20 protein-coding genes and 2 riboswitches are annotated in these 21,213 nt (G+C 50.3%); of the genes, 12 read left to right on the plus strand and 8 right to left on the minus strand.

Translation table 11 applies throughout. From position 1 onward, the window contains the following. The 4 genes from LLF78_07400 to LLF78_07415 all read right to left on the minus strand — a co-directional run. Positions 1 to 344, minus strand: a 344-nt coding sequence (locus LLF78_07400) for a hypothetical protein (GenBank protein ID MCE5202320.1), incomplete at its 3' end; no start/stop codon positions are given. After that, positions 331 to 1,146, minus strand: coding sequence for a carbon-nitrogen family hydrolase (locus LLF78_07405; GenBank protein ID MCE5202321.1), 816 nt, complete (start codon positions 1,144 to 1,146; stop codon positions 331 to 333). The genes LLF78_07405 and LLF78_07400, both read right to left, overlap by 14 nt. A 182-nt stretch (positions 1,147 to 1,328) precedes the next feature. Further along, positions 1,329 to 1,556, minus strand: coding sequence for a hypothetical protein (locus tag LLF78_07410; protein MCE5202322.1), 228 nt, complete (start codon positions 1,554 to 1,556; stop codon positions 1,329 to 1,331). Then, the gene (locus LLF78_07415; GenBank protein ID MCE5202323.1) at positions 1,546 to 2,469 is read right to left on the minus strand and encodes an MBL fold metallo-hydrolase; all 924 of its coding nucleotides are present in this window, start codon (positions 2,467 to 2,469) and stop codon (positions 1,546 to 1,548) included. The genes LLF78_07410 and LLF78_07415 overlap by 11 nt, the downstream gene beginning before the upstream one ends. Before the next feature lie 76 nt (positions 2,470 to 2,545). Between LLF78_07415 and LLF78_07420 the strand changes: the two genes are divergently transcribed. After that, positions 2,546 to 3,490 carry an AEC family transporter gene (locus tag LLF78_07420; protein MCE5202324.1) on the plus strand — a complete coding sequence of 315 codons (945 nt, stop codon included), beginning with the start codon at positions 2,546 to 2,548 and terminating at the stop codon, positions 3,488 to 3,490. Between the two features lie 283 nt (positions 3,491 to 3,773). On the opposite strand, the gene arcC is transcribed toward LLF78_07420, so the two are convergent. The 3 genes from arcC to pepF all read right to left on the minus strand — a co-directional run bounded on the left by arcC (position 3,774) and on the right by pepF (position 7,274). Continuing rightward, positions 3,774 to 4,736: a carbamate kinase gene (arcC, locus tag LLF78_07425; protein MCE5202325.1), complete on the minus strand. Its 963-nt coding sequence runs from the start codon at positions 4,734 to 4,736 to the stop codon at positions 3,774 to 3,776. Positions 4,737 to 4,822: 86 nt separating this feature from the next. Next, entirely contained in the window at positions 4,823 to 5,425 is a 603-nt protein-coding gene (locus LLF78_07430; protein ID MCE5202326.1) for a LysE family transporter, read from the minus strand. Between the two features lie 7 nt (positions 5,426 to 5,432). Next, a complete protein-coding gene (pepF, locus tag LLF78_07435; protein ID MCE5202327.1) occupies positions 5,433 to 7,274 on the minus strand; it encodes an oligoendopeptidase F in 1,842 nt (613 codons plus the stop codon). Positions 7,275 to 7,603: 329 nt separating this feature from the next. Here pepF and LLF78_07440 point away from each other — a divergent pair, with 329 nt between their 5' ends. From LLF78_07440 to LLF78_07490, 11 genes are all read left to right on the plus strand, one after another. Further along, positions 7,604 to 8,788, plus strand: coding sequence for a pyridoxal phosphate-dependent aminotransferase (locus LLF78_07440; GenBank protein MCE5202328.1), 1,185 nt, complete (start codon positions 7,604 to 7,606; stop codon positions 8,786 to 8,788). 107 nt (positions 8,789 to 8,895) lie between these two features. Continuing rightward, positions 8,896 to 9,675 carry a fumarylacetoacetate hydrolase family protein gene (locus LLF78_07445; GenBank protein ID MCE5202329.1) on the plus strand — a complete coding sequence of 260 codons (780 nt, stop codon included), beginning with the start codon at positions 8,896 to 8,898 and terminating at the stop codon, positions 9,673 to 9,675. 162 nt (positions 9,676 to 9,837) lie between these two features. Further along, positions 9,838 to 9,901: riboswitch (cobalamin riboswitch) on the plus strand. Between the two features lie 117 nt (positions 9,902 to 10,018). Next, positions 10,019 to 10,912 (plus strand): helical backbone metal receptor, encoded by an 894-nt coding sequence (locus tag LLF78_07450; protein ID MCE5202330.1) that lies wholly within the window; start codon positions 10,019 to 10,021, stop codon positions 10,910 to 10,912. Positions 10,913 to 10,941: 29 nt separating this feature from the next. Beyond that, complete coding sequence (locus LLF78_07455; protein MCE5202331.1) at positions 10,942 to 11,703, plus strand: ABC transporter ATP-binding protein; 762 nt, start codon at positions 10,942 to 10,944, stop codon at positions 11,701 to 11,703. Continuing rightward, the gene (locus LLF78_07460) at positions 11,700 to 12,680 is read left to right on the plus strand and encodes an iron ABC transporter permease (GenBank protein ID MCE5202332.1); all 981 of its coding nucleotides are present in this window, start codon (positions 11,700 to 11,702) and stop codon (positions 12,678 to 12,680) included. The genes LLF78_07455 and LLF78_07460 overlap by 4 nt, the downstream gene beginning before the upstream one ends. A 157-nt stretch (positions 12,681 to 12,837) precedes the next feature. Continuing rightward, on the plus strand, positions 12,838 to 13,464 hold the full coding sequence (locus tag LLF78_07465; GenBank protein ID MCE5202333.1) for a MotA/TolQ/ExbB proton channel family protein: 627 nt from the start codon (positions 12,838 to 12,840) through the stop codon (positions 13,462 to 13,464). Continuing rightward, positions 13,451 to 13,840: a biopolymer transporter ExbD gene (locus LLF78_07470; GenBank protein MCE5202334.1), complete on the plus strand. Its 390-nt coding sequence runs from the start codon at positions 13,451 to 13,453 to the stop codon at positions 13,838 to 13,840. The genes LLF78_07465 and LLF78_07470 overlap by 14 nt, the downstream gene beginning before the upstream one ends. Continuing rightward, the gene (locus tag LLF78_07475; protein MCE5202335.1) at positions 13,840 to 14,538 is read left to right on the plus strand and encodes an energy transducer TonB; all 699 of its coding nucleotides are present in this window, start codon (positions 13,840 to 13,842) and stop codon (positions 14,536 to 14,538) included. Before LLF78_07470 ends, LLF78_07475 begins: the two co-directional genes overlap by 1 nt. 125 nt (positions 14,539 to 14,663) lie before the next feature. Beyond that, entirely contained in the window at positions 14,664 to 15,449 is a 786-nt protein-coding gene (locus LLF78_07480; GenBank protein ID MCE5202336.1) for a TIM barrel protein, read from the plus strand. Between the two features lie 145 nt (positions 15,450 to 15,594). Beyond that, positions 15,595 to 15,756: riboswitch (cobalamin riboswitch) on the plus strand. Positions 15,757 to 16,013: 257 nt separating this feature from the next. Then, on the plus strand, positions 16,014 to 17,915 hold the full coding sequence (locus tag LLF78_07485) for a TonB-dependent receptor (protein MCE5202337.1): 1,902 nt from the start codon (positions 16,014 to 16,016) through the stop codon (positions 17,913 to 17,915). 119 nt (positions 17,916 to 18,034) lie between these two features. Next, complete coding sequence (locus LLF78_07490; protein ID MCE5202338.1) at positions 18,035 to 18,859, plus strand: amidohydrolase family protein; 825 nt, start codon at positions 18,035 to 18,037, stop codon at positions 18,857 to 18,859. Between the two features lie 71 nt (positions 18,860 to 18,930). Here the strand turns inward: LLF78_07490 and LLF78_07495 are convergent, their stop codons facing one another. Next, the gene (locus LLF78_07495; protein MCE5202339.1) at positions 18,931 to 21,210 is read right to left on the minus strand and encodes a DEAD/DEAH box helicase; all 2,280 of its coding nucleotides are present in this window, start codon (positions 21,208 to 21,210) and stop codon (positions 18,931 to 18,933) included. Between the last annotated feature and the right edge of the window lie 3 nt (positions 21,211 to 21,213).

A 21,213-nucleotide genomic window follows, 5' to 3' on the forward strand; every position in this document is an offset into this window, starting at 1 on the left:
TCAGGAAAGATTATGGACATGGATTCGAAGCCGCCCTCTTTTACTGCCTCACGCAGAATTACAGCTGCCGCCGGCTCATTTGGCCCGCCGAGGACTTTTATCTGATTTGCCGCCGTCCTGGTGAACAGCATCTGCAGGTTGACGCGTTCCCTTACGTACCCGGCAGTCATGCTCGCTATCTCGGAAAGCTGCTTGTTTTCCTCGATGAGTCTGTCCTGGTTAACGCTGCTGCTGAAGCTGCTGAAGAAGACAAAGGCCAAGCCGGTAATTACAGTCAAAGCGGCAAAGTAAGCCATCAGCCGCGGATCTATAAAGTACTTCTTCCGCAGGTCAATCACATGCATCTGCATTCTCCCTGTACAGTTCAGGACGTCTGACATTAAAGACTTTCAGGAAGTCACGTGCTTTTTTTACTTTATCGGTATCAAATTCCACAAATGTGAATTCTTCTCTGTCCCCGCCCTCGTACAGCACCTCTCCCCAAGGATCTATTGCCATTGAGTGACCGCCGAAGAGGGTCCCGTCGGACGTTCCGACCCTGTTGCAGCCGACCACATACATCATATTTTCTATCGCGCGTGCCTTAAGCAGCGTGATCCAATGATCAATGCGGGATGCCGGCCATTCGGCTGAGATGAAAAGTATCTCCGCACCCTCAATCGCATACAGCCTGAGCCATTCGCAGAAGCGCAGGTCATAGCATATCGCCATTGCGGCATGTACGGGGCCGAGCATGAAGTGTGTCCTGCTGTCCCCCGCTTGCAGGTATTTATCTTCTTCCATCAGTGGTATGAGGTGGGCCTTATCGTAGTACGCGAGATATTCACCCTCCGGTGTCACAGCCATCGCGCGATTGAACGCACCTTCATCCGTCACGGCAAGAACCGAGCCTCCGGCGAACCAGCAGTTGTGTTTTTTTGCAAGCCCGCCGAGAAAAGCGGCAGCCTGATGTGCATCCGGGTCTCCATATAAACCCGGAGCATCAATAACGTAAGCGACATCCCATATCTCTGGAAGTATCACCGCCGTCTCTGTTGTGGAACAAACCCATTTGCTGTTGAGCAGATCTTCTAGGCGGGCATAGTTGCCATCCCTGTCACCGAGCCTGACGTCTGTCTGTATGATACCGATGCGTAACAGTGACATCCTGTAGGACCCCCTCCCTAAAGCGCTATTACAAATTCTTATATATTATACTTATAATAGCCTCTTATGGTCTCAGGCTTCGCAAATGAAAAAGTCAAATTAAACTTTGATGATAAAATAAACTGTAATGTCAGATATGTCTGTATGCTGCAAATATTTTACAGCGGCTGATCCATTAAAATTCAGGGGTTGTCGCCGAGTTTTTGAAGTAACATTTTCGACTCTTTTAAAGTCTGTGCGCGAAGTTCGGCGTTTGGTTCGAAAATCATAGAGAAGCAGTCGCCCTCGGCTGTTCCTTCAGGCAGGAGAGCGAGCGGCATTTCGACAGGTACCGCAGCTTCTCCTATGAGAAGCCTGCACACATTTCCGTTGATCGAATCAACGAATACAGTCTCGGTTTTATTTTTCAACTGCGAATACCTCCCTGTTTTTCGGATAAGTAAGGCTGATGCCGTCAGTCCGGAATTTCAGAGCTCCGTTGACTGTGTCAAAACGCTTGATACGCATCTTAGAAAGAGCCAGGACTACTTCTTTGTGAGGGAATCCATAGGAGTTGTCCTTCCCGTAGCTGAGTATGACTGCGATTGGAGATGTCTCGCGCAGCATGCGCATGTCCGTTCCGTTCTTGCTGCCATGGTGAGCTGCCTTCAGCACGGCACACAGAGGCAATGGTTCTATTGTCCTGCGCTCCTCTTCCTCCATGTCTCCCGCCATGAGAAAACTGACTTTGCCATAGGTTATGAGCAGCACCAGACAGTTGTTGTTCGCGTCGCTGTCTGTGTTCCTCAACTCTGCCGCCGGAGCGAGCACTTCAACGAGCACTTCGCCGAACTTTTCCGAGTAACCGCGTTTCGGACGTCCGAAACGTATATTTTTGTTCTTTATCGTTATATAAAAATCTTTCTGCGGTTTTGAGCCGAGGATAAAGCCCGAATCCCAAATTTTACCTATCTTAAACTTTTCTATGACGGTCTTCATGCCGCCTATGTGGTCGGAGTGCGGATGAGTCGCGACCAGACAGTCTATTTTTTTAACGCCGCAGCTCTTAAGATATCTGACTATGCCCTTGCCGGAATCCTCCGTTCCTGCATCTATCAGCATCGTCTGTCCGTTCGGGAATATGAAAAGGGAGCAATCTCCCTGTCCTACGTTTAGTACATAAAAATGCATCTCCGGCATTTTGTCCGGTTTTCCGCTGCCGACGCTGTCAGCCGCTGCCGAAGTGACCGTCGCTGAAAGCAATATCAAGGCAATAAATATGGCAGAAAGAGACAAACTCAAAGATTTTTTAAACGCCGAGGATACCGATCCCGATATTTTCATGGGTTATTCCTCCACCCGAAGCGGTCCTTCGGGGTTATAATCAGTCGATGATATATTGATGAAGGGGCATATGCGCATGTTTGGTCTATTTCTTGTACTTCCTCTGATGATAATCATTATAACTGGTAATCTCCTGAGGGTGCGTGGTTTTTATAGCGAGAGGGATGTAAAAACGCTCACCAAGACACTCTACTGGGTCATACTTCCCCCGCTTCTCTTCCGCACAACGTTTATCTCCGGAAGGGAGATCCTCTCCCAGCCGAACCTGCTGCTTGCGCTCAATGTCTGTTATATCTTAACTATAATCATAGCCTGGTGCGGGGCGAAATATATATTCCACAAGGGTAATACCGGACGCATAGCTGTCTCAGCTTTTTCTTCAATACGTGCGAACAACATCTACCTCGGTTTTCCCGTTATGTATCTTGCGATGGGGGAGTCCGGGCTCCACAATGCCTCAATTTACCTTGCGGTGAGCACTATATCGTTCCAGCTTTTTTCGATAATGACCGGCGAGATCGCACTTTCCGGAAAGCCAAGCCTTCCAGGTTTTCTCAGCATTCTTAAAAGGATCGCCCTCAATCCGCTTATCATCTCATGTTTCGGAGGTATTGCTCTGGCACTGACCGGCCTTGAAAAACTTCCGACTGTGCTTGATGAGACGATGAAACTGATGGGTAACGCGGCAACATCTGTTGCACTCCTTGCGCTCGGAGGTACGCTTGAGCTGTCACGGATAAGCAGAGTCGTTCAGATGCTTCGTTCCACATGGGCGGACATGATTATCAAACTTTTTATACACCCTGCGCTTATGTGGGGGCTTCTCATCCTTCTTCCGATACCGCGCCCCCTGCTTCAGGCAACAGTCATGCTCAGTTCAATGCCGTCGGCAGTGAACTGTTTCATACTTGCGAAGGAAATGGGCATGGACGGCGACTATGCGGCTGACCTTGTTGCATCAACGACTGTGCTAGGCATAATATCCATACCTTTCTGGGCCGCGGTACTTGGCATAGTCTGATTTAACCTTCATTCCTGTATTTATACTGCCAATTTGGGGATGAAGTAAGTTTTTTGTTTAGAGATCCGCAGACGGACAAGGGCGGTTGGAATCTTTCCGAATGCGGATCCATATATGACCGGTAACTGCCTATCCGGTCGAATGCTCAGAGGGCCGGTCAGCGGATAGGACTTGCCAGAAATAATGCAACATTGAAAGTATCAACCATGGGTGTTATTGTTAAATCTAGTATCGAGTTCCAATTTTTGCTGGGGTCATAGCGTAAAATGATGGCATTTGCCTTTTATGCCATTGTTATTACGGTGCCCTCTGTTCCCTCAAGAGCTTCTGTGGCTTTGTAAAGCGATGTGATGATGGCCTTCTTGCCGGGGAATCGGCGTGCGAACTTGATTGCAGCCATCACCTTGGGGAGCATGCTGCCGGCTGCGAAATGGCCCTCGTCGATGTATTTGATGGCTTCCGGGACCGTTATATGGCTCAATTCCTGCTGATTCGGCTTATTGAAGTTCAGGCAGACCTTATCCACCTCGGTTAGAATGAGGAGGATATCTGTCTCCATGTCTTCCGCAAGGCGTTCAGCCGCCAGATCTTTGTCTATGACGGCAGCGACGCCTGTAAGCGATCCGTCGAGGTTTTCTATTACAGGGATCCCGCCGCCGCCGGCTGTTATGACTATTGTTGAATCCCAGAGGCGCTTGACGGAATCAAGTTCAGCGATACGCTTCGGTGTCGGTGAAGCTACTACTCTGCGCCAGCCGCGTCCTGCGTCTTCCTTTACGGTGTAGCCCTTTTCTTTCTGAAGCCTTTTAGCCTCTTCCTCCGAGTAGAAGGGACCGATGGGTTTTGTCGGATTCTCAAATGCCTTGTCGTTCTCATCGACGATCACCTGTGTTATCAGTGTAACCACAGGGACGTTACGGTTCCGGTTTCTGAGCGCGTCGCGGAGACACTGCTGTATCTGGTAACCGATATAGCCCTGGCTCATTGCACCGCATACGTCGAAGGGCATTGCGGGAAGAGTTGGATCTTGTTTGGCGGCTATCTCCTGTGAAAGCGCAATGCGCCCGACCTGCGGACCGTTGCCGTGGACTATGGCCATCTCATATCCCCTGCAGCTTATATCCGCCAGGAATTCACATGTTTTGCGGACAACTTCAAGCTGCGCTTCCGCAGTAGGAGGAGTCCCGGCTTCCTGGAGTGCGTTGCCGCCAAGCGCGATAACGACCTTTGTAAATTTTGAAGGCATAACAGAGCACGCTCCTTAATTTCAATTTTTGGTTTGAATATTATAAACTAAAAGAGTGGTTGAGTTCAATATTTAATTTGAGATATTTAGAAAAAACGTGAGATCCCCGAGACAGTAAAAGCGCACCATGCGAGCAGGCATCCCATTATTATGTCTGTCATCCTTGAATATTTCGTTAAGAAGCGGCGCTGCGCATCGCCGAAAAGAGCCCAAATTATAAGCGCTGCCACACAATTTACGAGCAGGAATATGCCGCAGAGGAAGAAGATAGCTTTTGAATTTGTCCATGGTGCTATAAAGGCTGACATGGCAGTGAAACCGAACAGAATGACTTTTGGGTTCAGAAACTGCAGAGTGAACCCGTCAATGATCCCGGGAACTTTTTCCTGAAGGAGATTTTTGTTTCCAGCCGTTTTTTGCGGGAAAGCAACCTTCCATGCAAGCCAGAGAAGATATAATGCACCTGCTATGCGCAGCCAAGGCAATATCTGCGGCATTATCTCGGCGATGAATATATTTGCGAGCGCGTTGAGCGTCATCACGGCAAACAACCCCACGGCCATTCCGAAAATCAGCGGCAGCGCTCTTCTAAAGCCGAAGAGCCGCGCTGTGTTCATCGCAAAGATAATGTTCGGTCCCGGCGTATAGCAGGCGATCAAGACAAACGAAAGGAACGGTCCCCACTGCATATTGAGGTTATTTTTCTAGCAGTTTCTGCATATCGTCCAGTGTCTCCACAAATATTTTAACGACAGCTTTGACAGGCGCCGGTGTGCTCATGTCCACTCCTGCGTGTTTTAGCAGGTTGATCGGATAGTCTGATCCGCCCATGGAAAGAAAGCTAAGGTATTTATCACGGGCCGGTTTCCCCTTTTCAAGGATATCCTTTGCAAGCGCGGTTGCGGCAGAGTAGCCGGTGGCGTACTGATAGACGTAGAACGGGTTGTAGAAGTGCGGGATCCGTGCCCACTCCATCTTAAGCGCCTCGTCTATTACTATATCCGGCCCGTAGTATTTTCTGTTAAGGTCGTACCAGAGGGATCGAAGGCCGTCCGGTGTCGTGTCATCGCCTGTTGCCGCTCGCTTGTGGACCTCATGCTCGAATGATGCGAACATAGTTTGCCGGTAGACGGTAGTTCGGATGTTTTCGAGCCTGCGGTTCAGGAGATACAGTTTTTTCCTCTTATCTTCGGTAGCGGAAATAAGGTGGCTCAGGAAGAGGACTTCGTTGGTCGTTGAAGCGACCTCAGCGGTGAAAATGCAATAGTCCGCAGTAGCGTAAGGCTGGCTCCTGCGCGAGTAATAGCTGTGTATTGAATGTCCCATCTCATGTACCAGCGTTGATACATCATTGAGGCTGTTCGTGTAGTTCATGAAGATATACGGGTGTGTGCCGTAGCTTCCCCAGGAGTATGCGCCGCTGCGTTTCCCCTTGTTTGGGAAAACATCTACCCAGCCGCTGTCAAGGCCTTCTTTTACCTGAGCAAGATATTCATTGCCAAGAGGGGCAAGTGAATCATACATCATCTGCTTTGCTTCGCTCCATGATATGTCATTGAACGGCTCCCGGACCAGGGGCGTGTACAAGTCATACATGTGGAGTTCTTTGACTCGCAGGACCTTTTTGCGCATGGTCATGTAGCGGTGCATTGGCGCAAGGTTTGATTCAAGCGTGTCGACAAGGCTGCTGTAGACGGACTCGGGGATGTTGTCTCCGTCCAGTGCGGCAGATAGGGGGGAATCATATTTGCGTACCTCGGCGTAGAACTTTGAAGTCCTGAGCATACCGTCGAAAGTTGCCCCCAGAGTATTTTTCATTTCCAGATAGGGCTTGTACAACGAATTGAACGCCGCTTTGCGCACATCGCGCTTCCTCGAACGGAGGTATGAGACGGCGCGCTCTTCCGACATATCTATGCTTTTCCCATTCTCATCTTTTATTGAGGGGAAGTGCATGTCGGCGTTCGTCAGCATTGAGAAAACATTGTCCGCAATGCCGGCCATGTCGCCGGTACGGGCAAGTATTGATTCTTCCGCCTGTGACAGAACGTGTCCGCGTTGGCGCAGAAGCTCTTTCAGTCCGAACGCGTAATCTTTCAGTGCCGGATCTTCGACGTATTCTTTTAATTTTTCATCCGGTATTGAAAGGATCTCAGGTGTGATGAAACTTGTGACGGACGAGAATTCAACGGAAAGAGTGGAGACCCTGTTGGATAGCCCCTGGTACTTTGACTCCGCCGTATTCTCGTGACTTTTCATGTTAGCGTATACTACTAGCTTGCCAAGTGTTATGGAAAGTTCGTCCCGCAGTTTGAAGCAATCCAGCAGAGTCGCGGCTGATTCTCCAAGTCTGCCCCTAAATGCCGCGATCTCAGGCAGACGTATTTTTATAAGCTTAAATTCGTCCTCCCACTTAGCTTCACTTTCATAGATATCGCTCAGCTTCCATTTGTATGTATCAGGGATATCTTCGCGTTTAGGTAAAACAGCGCCTCCGCCGAGGGATAATTCTGTCTCAGTTGCAGATTTATCTGCCATAATGATGTTCCTCCTGAATATCAGATGTTTTGCCAGCAGCAAAAAAGTCCGGCAGCGAGCCCTTGTAATAGGAGCATAGGATATTGTGTCGCGACATGCAATAATGCGCAAGTGTTTTTTTGCTTGCGTATATCATAATAAAAAAAGCGGTCAGTTGGTGTTCCAATCAGTGTTCCCTTAATTTTTTGTCCCATATCTTCTTGACCGAAGCCGGCATCCGCAGGTTCTCTGCAACGGATAAAACTGACGTTTGACATCTGCGGCTCTGCGTCAGGCGGATGAATATATGTTAACATTATACTATTACAGATGAATGGGAGGCGTCGCCAATGAAATACGATTTTGACAGCTATATAGACAGGCACAATACCAATTGCGAAAAATGGGATTGGCTTAAGGAGACATTCGGAAGAGACGACCTGCTGGCTATGTGGGTCGCAGATATGGATTTCGCCGCTCCTCCGGAGGTGCTTGATGCCCTTCGTAATAAAATCGACCATGGCGTGCTTGGTTATCCTATTGTCCCGGAAAATGTCTTCAGATCTATAATGAACTGGGAGAAGACCCGCCATGGGTGGAGCTTTGATAAGAGCGCAATAACATGGGCCCCAGGCGTAGTCGCGGGTCTCGCCTTTTCTTTGATGGCGTTCACCAAGCCCGGAGACAGCGTCATCATACAGACGCCGGTATATCCGCCGTTCTACAGGATCATAAACGACGCAGGCAGACACATAGTCAAAAATCCGCTGAGACGAGAAAACGGGCGTTTTGTGATGGATATTGACGGACTAGAGAAACTTATCACCCCCACATGCCGCACCCTTATCCTATGCAGCCCGCACAATCCGGTCGCTCGCGTCTGGACTAAGGATGAGCTCACGGCGCTGGCTGAGCTTGCCGAGCGCAAGGATATGCTGATAATTGCAGATGAGATCCATCAGGATCTGGTCTTCAGTGATGCAAAACATACATGCTTCGCGTCAATTTCAAAGGATGCGGGATCTCGGACGCTGACCTTCATAGCTCCGAGCAAGACGTTCAACATAGCGGGACTGAAAGCCTCGGTTGCCGTCATTCCCGACGAGACCCTGAGGGGGCGCTACATCTCCGTGCTTGAACGCTTTCACATGAACTCACTCAATATGTTTGGGTTTATAGCGATGGAAACGGCGTACGGTAAATGTGCCGAATGGCTGGACCAGCTTATGGTGTACCTCGAAGGCAACAGGGACTTCACTGAGAAATTTGTGCGTGAACGCATGCCGAAGGCGAAGATGGACCATCCCGAAGGAACGTATATATTCTGGATAGATTTCAGAGGCTATGGATTTAATTCTCAGACGCTGGAGAATTTCCTGGTCAACAGGGCTAATGTCGCGCTTAACAACGGACTGAGCTTTGGGATCGAGGGCGACGGTTTTGCCCGCATCAACGTGGGAACGCCGCGCGCCAAGCTTGCCGAGGGGCTTGAGAGGATAGCAAACGCACTTGAGACGAATATAGGGGATCGCTGACATCCCGGCGTCGGCTATTGTTGCCCCGTCAGTACGGAACCATTATTGATTACAACATTTATAACTTCAGACAGGAGCTGCGGTTTTATATCAAGGAGGAATTTTTTATGGTAAAGAAAGAACAGCCAATACGCTACTGCCGCTTCTGGGTCGATGGGCGCTCTTACTCAGGACAGATACGCGGTAACTCTATAGATATTGTCGAGGGAGATCCTTTTACGGGGCTGTCTCCTATACGTCTGAGCTATCCTGTCGACAGGGTCAAATTCCTGCCGCCGCTGATACCAAAGAAGATCTGGTGCGTGGGGCGCAACTACCTTGGACATGTGAAAGAACTCAATAATGAAGTGCCAAAGGAACCGCTGATATTCATGAAGTCCGTTACGGCGATAATAGGCTCAAACGATTTCATCAGGATCCCAAACTGGGCCGGGCGCATTGACTATGAGGGTGAACTCGCAGTGGTCATAGGCAAGGGCGGCCGCAACATAACGGAAGAAGAGGCTATCGGCCATATCATTGGCTATTCAATAATGAACGATGTGACAGCGCGTGAGATGCAGAAAGACGATGGACAATGGACGCGCGCAAAAAGCTTTGATACGTTTGCTCCGTTTGGGCCGACCGTACTGATGACGAGCGATATGCCTGAGGATGCCTGCATACGCACCACTCTCAATGGCAGGATCGTCCAGCAGGCCTCATTTTCGCAGATGATATTCCCGGTAAGGCGGCTTATATCGCACATCAGCAGATTTGCGACGCTTGAACCGGGCGATGTGATAGCGACGGGCACGCCGGAGGGAGTCGGTCCGATGAAAGCCGGAGATCTTGTCGAAGTTGAAATCGATGGCATAGGCAAGCTTCGCAATATCTGCAGCGAATAAACCAACAACAGAGGAACATTCTGGAACTCAGCCTGTGGTTTGTACGAGAAAGTGTGATAAAATACATATGCTGTTTTTATATGTCCACAGCTCCGATCGTACGTTGTAACATCCTGCAGCCGGAGCAGCGTTAAGCAAATTGAATAATCGCATCTGCCAGGGGGGAATCCGGTGAAAGTCCGGAGCGGCCCCGCCACTGTGACCCAAAGAGGGAAGTCAGGCGACCTGAGGCAGATGATGGATGTTATGCGCGGGCGTTGTTCATCCTCACTGTGAAATGGGAGGGAGCCGGCGTGCTCCCTTTTTTGATGCCCGCCTGAAGGAGCTGTTGATTTTGCATAAAATGAGGCTGTTTGCTTTTTTCCTGATAATACTGCTGTTCTCGGTTTCCATTTCCGCGGAAGCTGCTCCAAAGAGAATAATCTCGCTCACGCCTGTCGGCACAGAGATGCTTTTCGCGCTTGGACAGGGTCCTAACATAATCGGAGTCACTCGATTTTGCGACTATCCGCCTGAGGCCCTAAAAAAAACTGATATGGGCGATTTTGCTGCGCTCAACTTTGAAACCCTCATATCCATGAAGACAGACCTGCTTGTCCTTCAGGACATGCACAAGCAGTTTGCCCCGCAGCTGGATAAGCTGAAGATACCTTACATTATCCTGAAACAGAATAACATCAATGAAATATGTGACTCTATAGTTAGGCTCGGTAAAATCTGCGCTTCTGAAAAAAAAGCCTCTGAGCTTGTCAATAATATACGCGCCGATGTCGCAGCCGTTGCCGCGAAAGTGAAAGGGCATCCGAAGAAGAGGGTGCTGCTCTGCATTTCGCGCGAATTGTCCGAACCTCAGATAAACAGTTTTTATGTTGCAGGAAGCAATAATTTTTATAACGAGCTCATATCCATTGCAGGCGGTGAGAACGCGTCCAAAGAGAAGAAGGTATCCTATCCCCAGGTCTCACTCGAGGGTCTGATGATGATAGATCCGGATGTGATCATTGACCTTGTCGGCGAGCGTGAATTTTATCATTCCAAGGATAACATAGACCTTGACACAATATTCAACGAGAAATATCTCAAGGGTCAATGGATGCGCAGTGCCGCTGAGGTCGGTGCTGTCAGAAACGGGCGCGTATATATCATGGACGGTACTGTCTACCTTCGTCCTGGGCCGCGTGTCGCAGTGATACTGAAAGCCTTCGCGAAGGCTATCCACCCGGAGGTCAAATGGTGAGCCGGCCCAAGTTTTTAGAGGTGAGGGATATGTCCCTTTCTATCGGCGGTATAAGTATACTGGATGGCATATCTTTTTCTGTCGAAAGGGGACAGTTCCTTGGCATTATAGGGCCTAACGGTGCCGGCAAGAGCTCTCTGCTGAAGTGCATAGGGCGCCTCCACCGGAACTTTACCGGATCCGTTTATCTTGAGGGAGCGTCCCTTGGCCTGATGCCGGAGCGTGCTGTTGCCAGGCGTATAGCCTGGGTGCATCAGACCGGTTCGGAATCACTGCCGTTCACTGTGCGTGAGTTTTCAATGATGTCGCGCTATCCGTGGCAGACGGCACTTAGCGGCGAGACGCGGGAAGACAGGGAAATAGTCGGAAGGGCTATTCTTACCGCAGGGGTAGAGGATATCGCTGACAGACAACTAAACAGCCTCAGCGGGGGAGAGCGGCAAAAGGCGCTAATAGCGGCGGCGCTTGCTCAGGGCACAGATATCCTCTTCCTTGACGAGCCAACGAGTTTTCTCGACTATCGGCATCAGGTCGAGACTCTTGAGCTTATAGAACGTATAAACAGAGAGCAGGGGATCACTATCCTGCTTGTTACTCACGATATAAATCTTGCCCTTCACGGCGCAGACGAACTGCTCGCAATAAAACACGGCAGGCTGTACTGGAAGGGCCGCAGGGACGAACTTATCGAAAAAGAACTGCTCTCCGGCATATTCGAGACTGAGTTTGAGAGCTTTCTGTCTAAAGGGCAGGATGTGCCCTACGTAGTGCCGAAGGGGCTTGTCAGATGAGACGTTTCTCGATCCCGGCTCTGTTCGTGTTTTCTATAGCTGTACTTATCGCTGCCCCGTTTATCGGAGTGCAGCATATACCATTTGGCGATATCTTAAAAAGCGCGGACGAGGGAACGATGCGCATACTCTGGGACCTCCGGATACCGCGTGTGCTGCTTGGATGGATAACGGGCGCGACTCTTGCGCTGTGCGGGCTGATATTCCAGGCCCTCTTCAGGAACCATCTCGCCTCGCCCGATATGCTGGGGGTTTCTACCGGTGCGGCGTTGGGTGCTGTCGTCTATATCCGGCTCGGGTATGTCTTCACACTGTTCGGCATTGTATCAGGGCTGTCCTGCGCAGCGTTTATCGGAGCTCTTGCTGCGACATTCGCCATATATGGGGCTGGAAATCTTAGACGAGGCGGGATGTCAGAGGCTACTCTGCTGCTTGCCGGAGTTGCGATGAGCTTTCTGTTTGGCAGCCTCAACATGATAATACAGTACAGCAGCGGCTATATTGACACATTCAGAATGATGCGCTGGTCTATGGGAGGGATACAGACGGTCGGATTTGCGCCGGTAATGGCTACGTTGCCTGTGCTTGTCATCATATTTGTAATTGCTTTTGTGGCGGGTCCGGAGCTGAACCTCTTTGTCTGCGGCGAGGAGATAGCTGCAAGCCGCGGGGTCTCTGTGGCAAAGCTGAGAAGGCTGCTCTTTTTCTCAGTTTCGTTCGTTGTGGGTATAAATGTCGCGGTTTGCGGTCCCATAGGGTTCGTCGGTCTGCTTGTCCCTCATATATGCAGGAAGCTTGCAGGCACCGACCATAGGCGCCTGGCAGTTGCGTCGCTTCTGTTCGGAGGTGCGTTCCTTGTGTTCTGTGACACTGCGGCGCGTATTCTATGGGCTCCGGCGGAAATGCCGGTTGGCATACTCACCTCCTGCATAGGTTCTGTCTTCTTCCTGTGGCTGTTGCTAAGGGCGAAGAAATAGGTATGTCCAAGCATTTGGCGAGCACAACAAGTGAGGAACCGTGAGAGTGGGGAACGGGAAGCGCCGCCCGCGGCTAAAAGACACACCGATGAGACGAAGTAAAGCAGAAAACATGAATTTGCGGATAATATGGTAAATGTGACAGGAGAGATGCAACATGATGGAATACATGCAATTGGGCGGAACCATAATGTGGGTGATAGCAGCGCTCTCCGTAGTAGCGCTTGCGGTCGTCATAGAGAGAGTGATATTTTTCTGCAGCGCGTCGACGGATGCGGAAAAGCTCGAAGAATCGTTCGGCAGGGCGGTTTCAGCCCACGACATAGATGAAGCGCGCCGCATCGTTCACTTATCAAACAGCTCGATGCACAGGCTCTTCTTCGCGGCGTTCGCACACTGGGGCGTGAACCGGGAGGATATGAAACTTCTCGTCGAACAGCAGGTGCGCCGCGAGATATTCCGCTGGGAAAAACACCTTTATATACTTGAGATCATCGGCAAGCTCGCGCCGCTCCTCGGGCTTCTGGGCACGGTACTAGGCATGGTAGAGATGTTCCATTCACTCCATGTGGGCGGACAAATAAGCGGGACGCTTGTTACGGGCGGGATATGGAAGGCGCTCTTTACCACTGTTGCCGGACTGACTGTCGCTATACCGACGATATTCGTCCACGGCCTGCTTATTTCGCGTATCGACGGAGAAGAAGAAACTCTCAATCGAGGTGCTGACTATCTCATAAGGGAGCACTTCGCGAGTCGCGGAGGAGAAAATGAGAAGGCGTAAATCACGTCGTACGGCTGACCTCGATATAACGCCGCTTATCGACGTTATGTTCATGCTCATAATATTTTTTGTCCTGACGGCGTCCTTTGTAAATGGGAAACTTAATGTTGAACTCCCGGCAGGTTACGGTCTGGTCTCTCCGATGGAGGGAGCCATAACCGTGACAGTTGAAAAGAGCGGCGCCGTATTCTGGGATGGAAGAAGTGTGGCTAAACAGGAGATCGCGCTGCTGGCTAAGGGTGCAAAGGGGCGTGAAATACTTGTGGCCGGTGACAGCGGCGCGTCATATGGAACGATCGCCGAAGTCCTTTCGATACTCCGGAGGGAAGGCATTACCTCCGCCGGGTTACTTATGCGGGGCGGAAACAAGGACTGATGATTTTTTCCGGCGAAAGGCGCATCTGGGTGTTTGCGATAGCTGCTAGTCTGGCTATACACTGGCTTATTATTGTGCTGTTTATGCCCCCCACGGTTCTTCATGTCGGACCTGAACCGATAATGACGGTGAGTCTCAGGACCATGCCGGCACATAAAGACATAACTCCTGACGCCGGAAAATCACAGCCGATACAGAAGCCGGTCACTCAGCCGAAACCAAAGATACAGCCTCAGCGCCAACCCAAAACTATGCAAAGATCCGATGTAAAAACAGTAAGGCCTGTGCAGGCGCAGGTACCAGCAACTCTTTCAGATACGGGTCCGGCAGTGGCGGCAGATATAAAGGCAGGCCCCGCCGGCAGCGAGCCGGCCTCAGGCCCATCGGCGGCTGTGGCAGGATCGGGCGGCGGCACCGGACGGCCAGATGCGATTGCGGATGTCGACGATCTTCGGGTTATCAAAAAGATCATTCCCGACTATCCCGCGTTTTCGCGTAAACGCAAAGAGGAAGGCACGGTCAGGATCATTATCACGATCGACAACGGCAGAGTGATCAAGGCCGACATCGAAGATTCCAGCGGCTACGAACGCCTTGATTCAAGCGCTGTCCGGGCCGTCATGCAGTGGCGCTTTGACACCGGGGGTCCGGGCCCGATAAGGGCTAGGGTCCAGTTCACCTTCAAGCTGACAAAATAGTGAGTTTTATCCGTGCTGCCGGACGCCTGACAGCGCTTTGCGCATATAACGGGAGCATGTGTCTTTGCGTTGCATGGGGTTTTTTATGCAGCTTGTCAATGTACCTCGGAGGTGGAACAAGAGGAATGAAAAACAGAAGGATAGAGTTTCCGAATCTTCGTGTCGGCGGAACATCATGGGTCATTGAGGGCTCTCTTGCCGACAACCTGAGATATCTTTCATCTGACGTAAGCGATATGGAGATAGTACTTTTCGACACGCAGGAACAGTCAAACATGCCGTCGCATGACGAAGTGCGGGAACTTTATGATATCTGCTGTGAGCGGGGCATGACCTGCACGGTCCATTTCCCGGTGGATATCTGCACTTCCCCCGATGCCGGTGAGCGTGTAAGTTGTGAGGATGTATGCCTGCGGACGATAGAACTGTTTGCACCGCTGGAGCCGTTTGCGTGGATATCGCATCTTGTCGGTGAACAGCGCGGTAAAATACCGAGCGATGATATGAAGAAATGGTGCGATGCAAGCAGAAAATCTGCTGCGCGAATTGCGGCTGCGGTCGACGACAAAAGAAAAGTCTGTGTCGAAACGCTGGATTATGATTTAACACAGGCCTTGGACATCGTTGATACACTGGGATTGTCTGTATGCCTTGACATAGGGCATATCATCAAGTTCGGATATCCGGTCCGCGAACAGATAAAACGCTACATGCCGCGCACGAGGGTCGTTCACGTTCACGGCGTCAAACCGGACGGGACCGATCATGTTGATCTGTCATACTTCGACAAAGACCTGTTTGCCGAGATGATCAAACATATGTCCCACGGAGATGAAAAAGTGTTGACTATGGAAGTTTTCGGGCGGGATTACGAACGCTCTCTTGCCGTCCTTGAAAATATGCAAAGATAAAAAGATAACCATACGAATATGGTCATCCCATACGTGCCGTTGCTTTGCCTGGTACCTCATATTTCCCTGCGATATATGGCACATATTTGAATAGCTATAGCTTGACAATTGAATAATCATAATGTAAAACTAGAGGGCATTTGAATATGAATAACGGAAATTCAGTCAAGGGAATCCGGTTGAACGCCGGAGCAGCCCCGCTACTGTAGCCGCGACGAAACCGCAGGATGCCACTGTCGAAAGATGGGAAGGTGCGGGAGTAGGATGAACGGGAGCCAGGAGACCTGCTGAAATTCCAGTCGTTGAGTATCGCGAGGGCGAGATGTGACAGGCTTTATGCTGATGGGACAGTATATCTGTCTTATATTATGCATTATAAGGTTTGTCGGGCAGGAACTCTCGGATATGTGAGGGGTCCTGCCTTTATTTATGCCGTTTTCTCCTTGAGGATGTGAGATATGCAAACTGAAGGGTTTTGATAGTTTTCCGATCAAAAAACATTTTTATAAGAGGGAGTGTTGCGGTGTGTATCAAGGGAAGAAAGCACGGGAGATAATTTTTTTTATGATAGTTGTATTTCTCTTTTCAGTACCGGCTTTTGCCGCTGAAAGTGCGGATGTGAATGAAGATGTCCGGGAAATAGCGCGGGTAGAGGTCACAGGCTCGCGCCTTGCCGAGGATATCCAGGACGTACCGGCTTCGGCTTATGTCATTACGAGTGAAGATATTAAAAACAGCGGCGCGCGCAGCACGCAGGAAGTTCTCGACAGAGTGCCGGGGGTCAACGGACTGCGCAACAGTTCTTCAATGGCATTGGATAAGAGTGTTACAGTTCGCGGGCTTACCTCCGAAGTGCTCCTGCTTGTTGACGGGATCCCATTTATGACATCCAGCTACGGCACAGGCGTGTCAATGGGTTCTCCTTTTGATCTCCGCACAATCCCGCTTGAATCGATAGAAAGGATTGAAGTGGTCAAGGGCGCCAGCTCTGCTGTCTATGGTTCCAACGCGGCAGGCGGTGTCATTAATGTAATAACGAAAAAAGGTGCGGAAAAATCCACAGCTTCTATTATGATGGAAGGCGGGGATCAGGGCTGGTTCAGGGGGTCGATCCGAGGCACTGCGGTGATGAGCGATGATCTGAGGGTCACCCTTGCGTACATAAAAACACAGGAAAACAGTGACGTCAAAATCAGGAAGCGCTCAGACGGCAATTATGACAAAGCAACGGATTACAGCGGCAACGACTATGTCTTCAGCATTGAAAAGGGAAAATGGTCATTTGCCGGAAACTGGGGCGACTTTGACTCTCAGTGGGAAAATACCTATGAACCTTCTCTCAGTCCGGTTTACCATAACAGTCAGGAGAACAAATATAGGCGGTTTGCACTTAACTATGCTGATGATGTCAATTCCGGGCATATCTACTACAACAAGAATGAAAAGGAATATTCCTTCTTTACTGATCCTGCTTTTATAAGCAACTATAATTACGAAGACAGTTCTGCCGGTTTTATGTTCAACCGCAAACAGGAAATTTTCGGGCTTATCGGAGTCTGGGGATTTGACTGGCGCCAGGAGAGCTCAAAGTATAATGGATCTTCCGACTATGGCGGATGGATTACAGCAGACAAGCCTTACGATCTCACAAGGGACGGATTTGCCCCATACCTTGAAATGACTGTCCCATTAGGAGATATGGGGCTTGATATAGGCCTGCGTTATGAACACTGGGAAGTGGACGAGGGAGAGACGGTCAACGAATTTATCCCACGCCTGTCCCTTAATTGGCAAAGTCCTTCGGGACAACTATGGTATTTGACAGCGGGCCGCTTCTTCTCCATGCCCAGTTTTTACCAGATATTCATGCCTGACCGAAACTACGGTATACCAAACCCTGACCTCAAACCAGAAAAAGGCTGGACTTATGACCTGGGTGTGAAGGATGACAATGCAAAACATCCATGGAATTTCGGTCTCTTTTATATGAATATGGAAGATAAAATCAAATATGAGTCTGATCCTGTCACGTGGGTCGGTCAGTACGTCAACCTCGACGAGTACCGTGCCTGGGGTCTGGAAGGAGAGGTCAGATTTAACTTAAATGATGACTGGAGCTACACTCAGGGTATTTCATGGACGGATGCCGATGAGAAGGCCGGAGGATCGGATACGTGGGTGCGCTCCGACATGCCGAGGTGGGATGTATCGGGACGCATAAACTACGCCAAGGGTCCTTGGACCGGCGAGTTGAACGCACATTACTACGCCGACAGAAATATCGACAGCACGATCTACAAACCGGATGATATTTTCCTTGTAAACGCATCGGTCTCCTGGAAGCAGGATGCGCATAGAATAATCTTCGCATGCACCAATATCTTCGATCGAGAGTATGTTTTCGATAACCAGGGCTATATAAATCCTGAACGCAGATTCATTGTCTCCTGGGAGTATGAATTCTAAGCTGTAGTACAGAAACGCACTCCTTTGCGATGACGGCTCCGGGACTGCACTCCCGGGGCCGTCAATTATGGGGCAAATATATGCCGATGTTGGAATATTTGTCACAATAGGCTGTGCACATGTCCGAGAAAAGTGGTATATTTTATGCCATGATTATCGACTTTCACACTCATGTCTTTCCCGATAATTTTGCTGATCACGCGATGAAAACCCTTGCGGAGAACGCGAATGTTGCTTATTCCGCCCCGGCTACGGTAAGCGGGCTTACACGCGTCATGGACGAGTGTGGGGTCGATCGCTCTGTCGCACTGCACGTTGTAACGAAGGAAAACCAGCATGAGAACATATTGCGTTTTGCGAAGGCGATAGATTCGGAGCGAATAATCTCATTTGGCTCCGTTCTGCCAAGCTCGGTATACGCCCTTGAGTATGTATGGAAGATCTCTGATGAAGGACTTAAGGGAATGAAGCTGCATCCGGCTCTCCAGCGTATCCGCCCCGACGACATAAAATTCTTTCCGATATATGACCTTGCCCGTGCACTGAATCTCATCGTGACGTTCCATGTGGGTTTCGATCCGTCATATCCGGATGAACTGCTGGCGCCGCCCGTGTCTGTGGTGAACATCGTAAAAAACTTTCCCGGATTGAAGATCGTTGCAGCGCACATGGGCGGGCTGAAAATGGCACGGGACGTTTTTGACAGCGTAGCCGGCAAGGCTGATATTTATATGGATACCGCATATTGCGCGGATCCCTGGCTTGACAAGGGGCTTCTCAAAGAGATCATAAGAAAACACGGAGCTGAACGCATACTTTTTGGCAGCGATTACCCATGGCATCTGCCTTCTCAGGAGATAAACATGATACGTGCTTTGGACATTTCGGAGGAAGAGAAGTCTATGATACTCGGCGGCAATGCCGTGAGGCTGCTTGGATCATAGCAATTTTCCGGCTCAATTGAAAAATGAGCACTCTTTGACGCGAGGGAGCTTCATTTAGAATGGAATAAGCGTTATCTTTCATTTAGTATTTGTTCGGACAAACATTTCACAGCATCCTTTACGCCGATCCCGTCCGGCGTAGCTCCGATACAGGCCGGGCAGCCGTTAGCGCATCCGCATGCGTTCAGCGCGTCAAGAGATGCCTTTACAAGTTTTTCTTTGAGTTCGTAAGTTCCTTCGGCGAGCCCGACTCCGCCCGGGATGTTGTCGACGACGAAGACAGCCGGCTGCCTGAGGTGCGGGTCTTCCAGCCGGCTGTATATCTGTATGTCGCCGCTGTCGCACATGAGGAAAAGAGGCGCGATGTTGCGTATAAGGTTGGAGAATCCGCTCATTGCGGCCCCGAGCTTAGGTGAGTCATGGGTGCCTTTCGGCATGGATATCCAGCACGCAGTCGTCTCCATTTGTTCCTCAGGCAGATTTATCTCTCCATGTCCGATGTTCTCGTGTGTTGTGAGCCTGATTTTTTTATATATTGACGGTGTTGAGGCTACAATGACTTCACCCCATCCGAAAAGCCCCTTATGTTCGAATTCTTCAATTACGTTTATACGCACCGAAGATTCTCCTTCGGTATAATAATCAGCCGCGGTAGTTTTTACGAAGCATTGCCGCGTCTCCGTGTTTAGATCTTCGACAATGTAGGGGCGTCCTCCATGGAAGTATATAGCGCCGGGGAATATATGTGTAGGCGCAGAGTGCCTGTCCATGGTGCCTATGATCCCGGGCTTTTTCCCGTCCGATATGTCCGTTATAGTGTAGTTTTCGCCTATTGCATTCCGCAAAGACATTGATGCGGCGGGATACGAGTCCCCCTGCCAGTAATATGTCTTGCTTCCGAAATCGTCTGCGAGACGGAGCACCCCGTGCTGCGCCAGATAGTTGAGTATGGTGCTTATGTCCTGTCCTCCGAAATTTTCTCCCTCATGGAACGGGAGTTCGAATGCGGAACATCTGACGTGTCCGACCTCAATGTATGGGTTTGAAGCATCTATGCGTGCCAGCTCAGGCGAGGCGCCGAGGAGCCACTCCGGTCTTGCCGCTAGAAACTGGTCGAGAGGCAACGCAGTCGCGACCATGACGGCGGCAGACAGCCCCCCGCCGCGTCTTCCGGCCCTTCCTATCTGCTGCCACGTCGAGGCGATACTGCCTGGGTAGCCGTGCAGGACTGCGAGTTCGAGGGAGCCAATGTCGATGCCGAGTTCCAGAGCGTTGGTGCAGACGACTCCGCGCAGCTTGCCGCTGCGCAGGTCCTGTTCGATGGTCCGGCGCTCCTTTGGCAGGTAGCCTCCTCTGTAACCCGTAACGATATCCGGATCCTTACCCTGTTCTGCGAGTCTTTTGCTCAGCAATTTCAGCAGCAGTTCAACGTTAAGGCGCGAACGGGTGAAGACTATGGTGCTTATTCCGCCGCAAAGAGCTTTTGATGCTATGCGTGCTGTCTCGAAAAGAGCAGAGCGTCTTATGCCCGTCTGTTTATCGATTACTGGCGGATCGTAGATGATGAACTCCTTTGCTGAAGAGGGGGCCCCATTTTCCGAAATCAGTTCCGCATGTCTGCCGATGAGAGCCTCGGCGTGTTCGGCAGGATTTGCTATGGTAGCGGAGCAGCAGATAAATACAGGGTGTGAGCCGTAGAATTTACAGATGCGCAGGAGCCTGGAAAAAAGGTTTGCCAGGTGCGAGCCGAATATACCCCGATAGGTGTGCAGTTCGTCGACGACGATAAATCTAAGATTTTGGAAAAACGGCGCCCATCTGGTGTGGTGGGGAAGAATGCCGGCGTTCAGCATATCGGGGTTGGTAATCATCACATTACTGTTATCCCGTGCTGTTGACCGCTGTGCGGCCGGAGTGTCTCCGTCGTATGTGGAGCAGTTGATTTTTTCTCCGAGCACGGCAGAAAATTCGTCAAGCTCCATCATCTGATCCTGAGCAAGTGCCTTTGTCGGGAAGAGATACAGGGCACGGGATGCAGGGTCCTTCAGTATAGTGTCAATTACCGGAAGGTTGTAACAGAGTGTCTTGCCCGACGCGGTCGGTGTTACTATGACGACGTCATGCCCCGAGAGCGTAAGCGATACCGCTTTGCTCTGGTGGGAGTAAAGAGATCCTATCCCGCGTGCTTTCAGTGTGGATACGAGACGCGGGTCAAGCCCGCCGAAACCGCCGAACAAAGCGTTGCGTGCCTGGAACCTTTCAATATAGGTTATTTCCCCGTCAAGTTTTGAAACCCACTCGGTGAACTCCGGTACAGATATATTTTTCTTTGCGAAAAAGGAATAAAACAATTT

It is taken from the genome of Synergistaceae bacterium (assembly GCA_021372895.1).
Lineage (GTDB): Bacteria > Synergistota > Synergistia > Synergistales > Synergistaceae > JAJFTP01.

Bases quoted from the DNA above. Each gene is read 5' to 3' on its own strand.
- LLF78_07405 (MCE5202321.1), bottom strand. From the start codon at position 1,146: ATGTCACTGTTACGCATCGGTATCATACAGACAGACGTCAGGCTCGGT.
- LLF78_07415 (MCE5202323.1), bottom strand. From the start codon at position 2,469: ATGAAAATATCGGGATCGGTATCCTCGGCGTTTAAAAAATCTTTGAGT.
- LLF78_07420 (MCE5202324.1), top strand. From the start codon at position 2,546: ATGTTTGGTCTATTTCTTGTACTTCCTCTGATGATAATCATTATAACT.
- arcC (MCE5202325.1), bottom strand. From the start codon at position 4,736: ATGCCTTCAAAATTTACAAAGGTCGTTATCGCGCTTGGCGGCAACGCA.
- LLF78_07430 (MCE5202326.1), bottom strand. From the start codon at position 5,425: ATGCAGTGGGGACCGTTCCTTTCGTTTGTCTTGATCGCCTGCTATACG.
- pepF (MCE5202327.1), bottom strand. From the start codon at position 7,274: ATGGCAGATAAATCTGCAACTGAGACAGAATTATCCCTCGGCGGAGGC.
- LLF78_07440 (MCE5202328.1), top strand. From the start codon at position 7,604: ATGAAATACGATTTTGACAGCTATATAGACAGGCACAATACCAATTGC.
- LLF78_07445 (MCE5202329.1), top strand. From the start codon at position 8,896: ATGGTAAAGAAAGAACAGCCAATACGCTACTGCCGCTTCTGGGTCGAT.
- LLF78_07450 (MCE5202330.1), top strand. From the start codon at position 10,019: ATGAGGCTGTTTGCTTTTTTCCTGATAATACTGCTGTTCTCGGTTTCC.
- LLF78_07455 (MCE5202331.1), top strand. From the start codon at position 10,942: ATGTCCCTTTCTATCGGCGGTATAAGTATACTGGATGGCATATCTTTT.
- LLF78_07460 (MCE5202332.1), top strand. From the start codon at position 11,700: ATGAGACGTTTCTCGATCCCGGCTCTGTTCGTGTTTTCTATAGCTGTA.
- LLF78_07465 (MCE5202333.1), top strand. From the start codon at position 12,838: ATGATGGAATACATGCAATTGGGCGGAACCATAATGTGGGTGATAGCA.
- LLF78_07470 (MCE5202334.1), top strand. From the start codon at position 13,451: ATGAGAAGGCGTAAATCACGTCGTACGGCTGACCTCGATATAACGCCG.
- LLF78_07475 (MCE5202335.1), top strand. From the start codon at position 13,840: ATGATTTTTTCCGGCGAAAGGCGCATCTGGGTGTTTGCGATAGCTGCT.
- LLF78_07480 (MCE5202336.1), top strand. From the start codon at position 14,664: ATGAAAAACAGAAGGATAGAGTTTCCGAATCTTCGTGTCGGCGGAACA.
- LLF78_07485 (MCE5202337.1), top strand. From the start codon at position 16,014: ATGATAGTTGTATTTCTCTTTTCAGTACCGGCTTTTGCCGCTGAAAGT.
- LLF78_07490 (MCE5202338.1), top strand. From the start codon at position 18,035: ATGTCCGAGAAAAGTGGTATATTTTATGCCATGATTATCGACTTTCAC.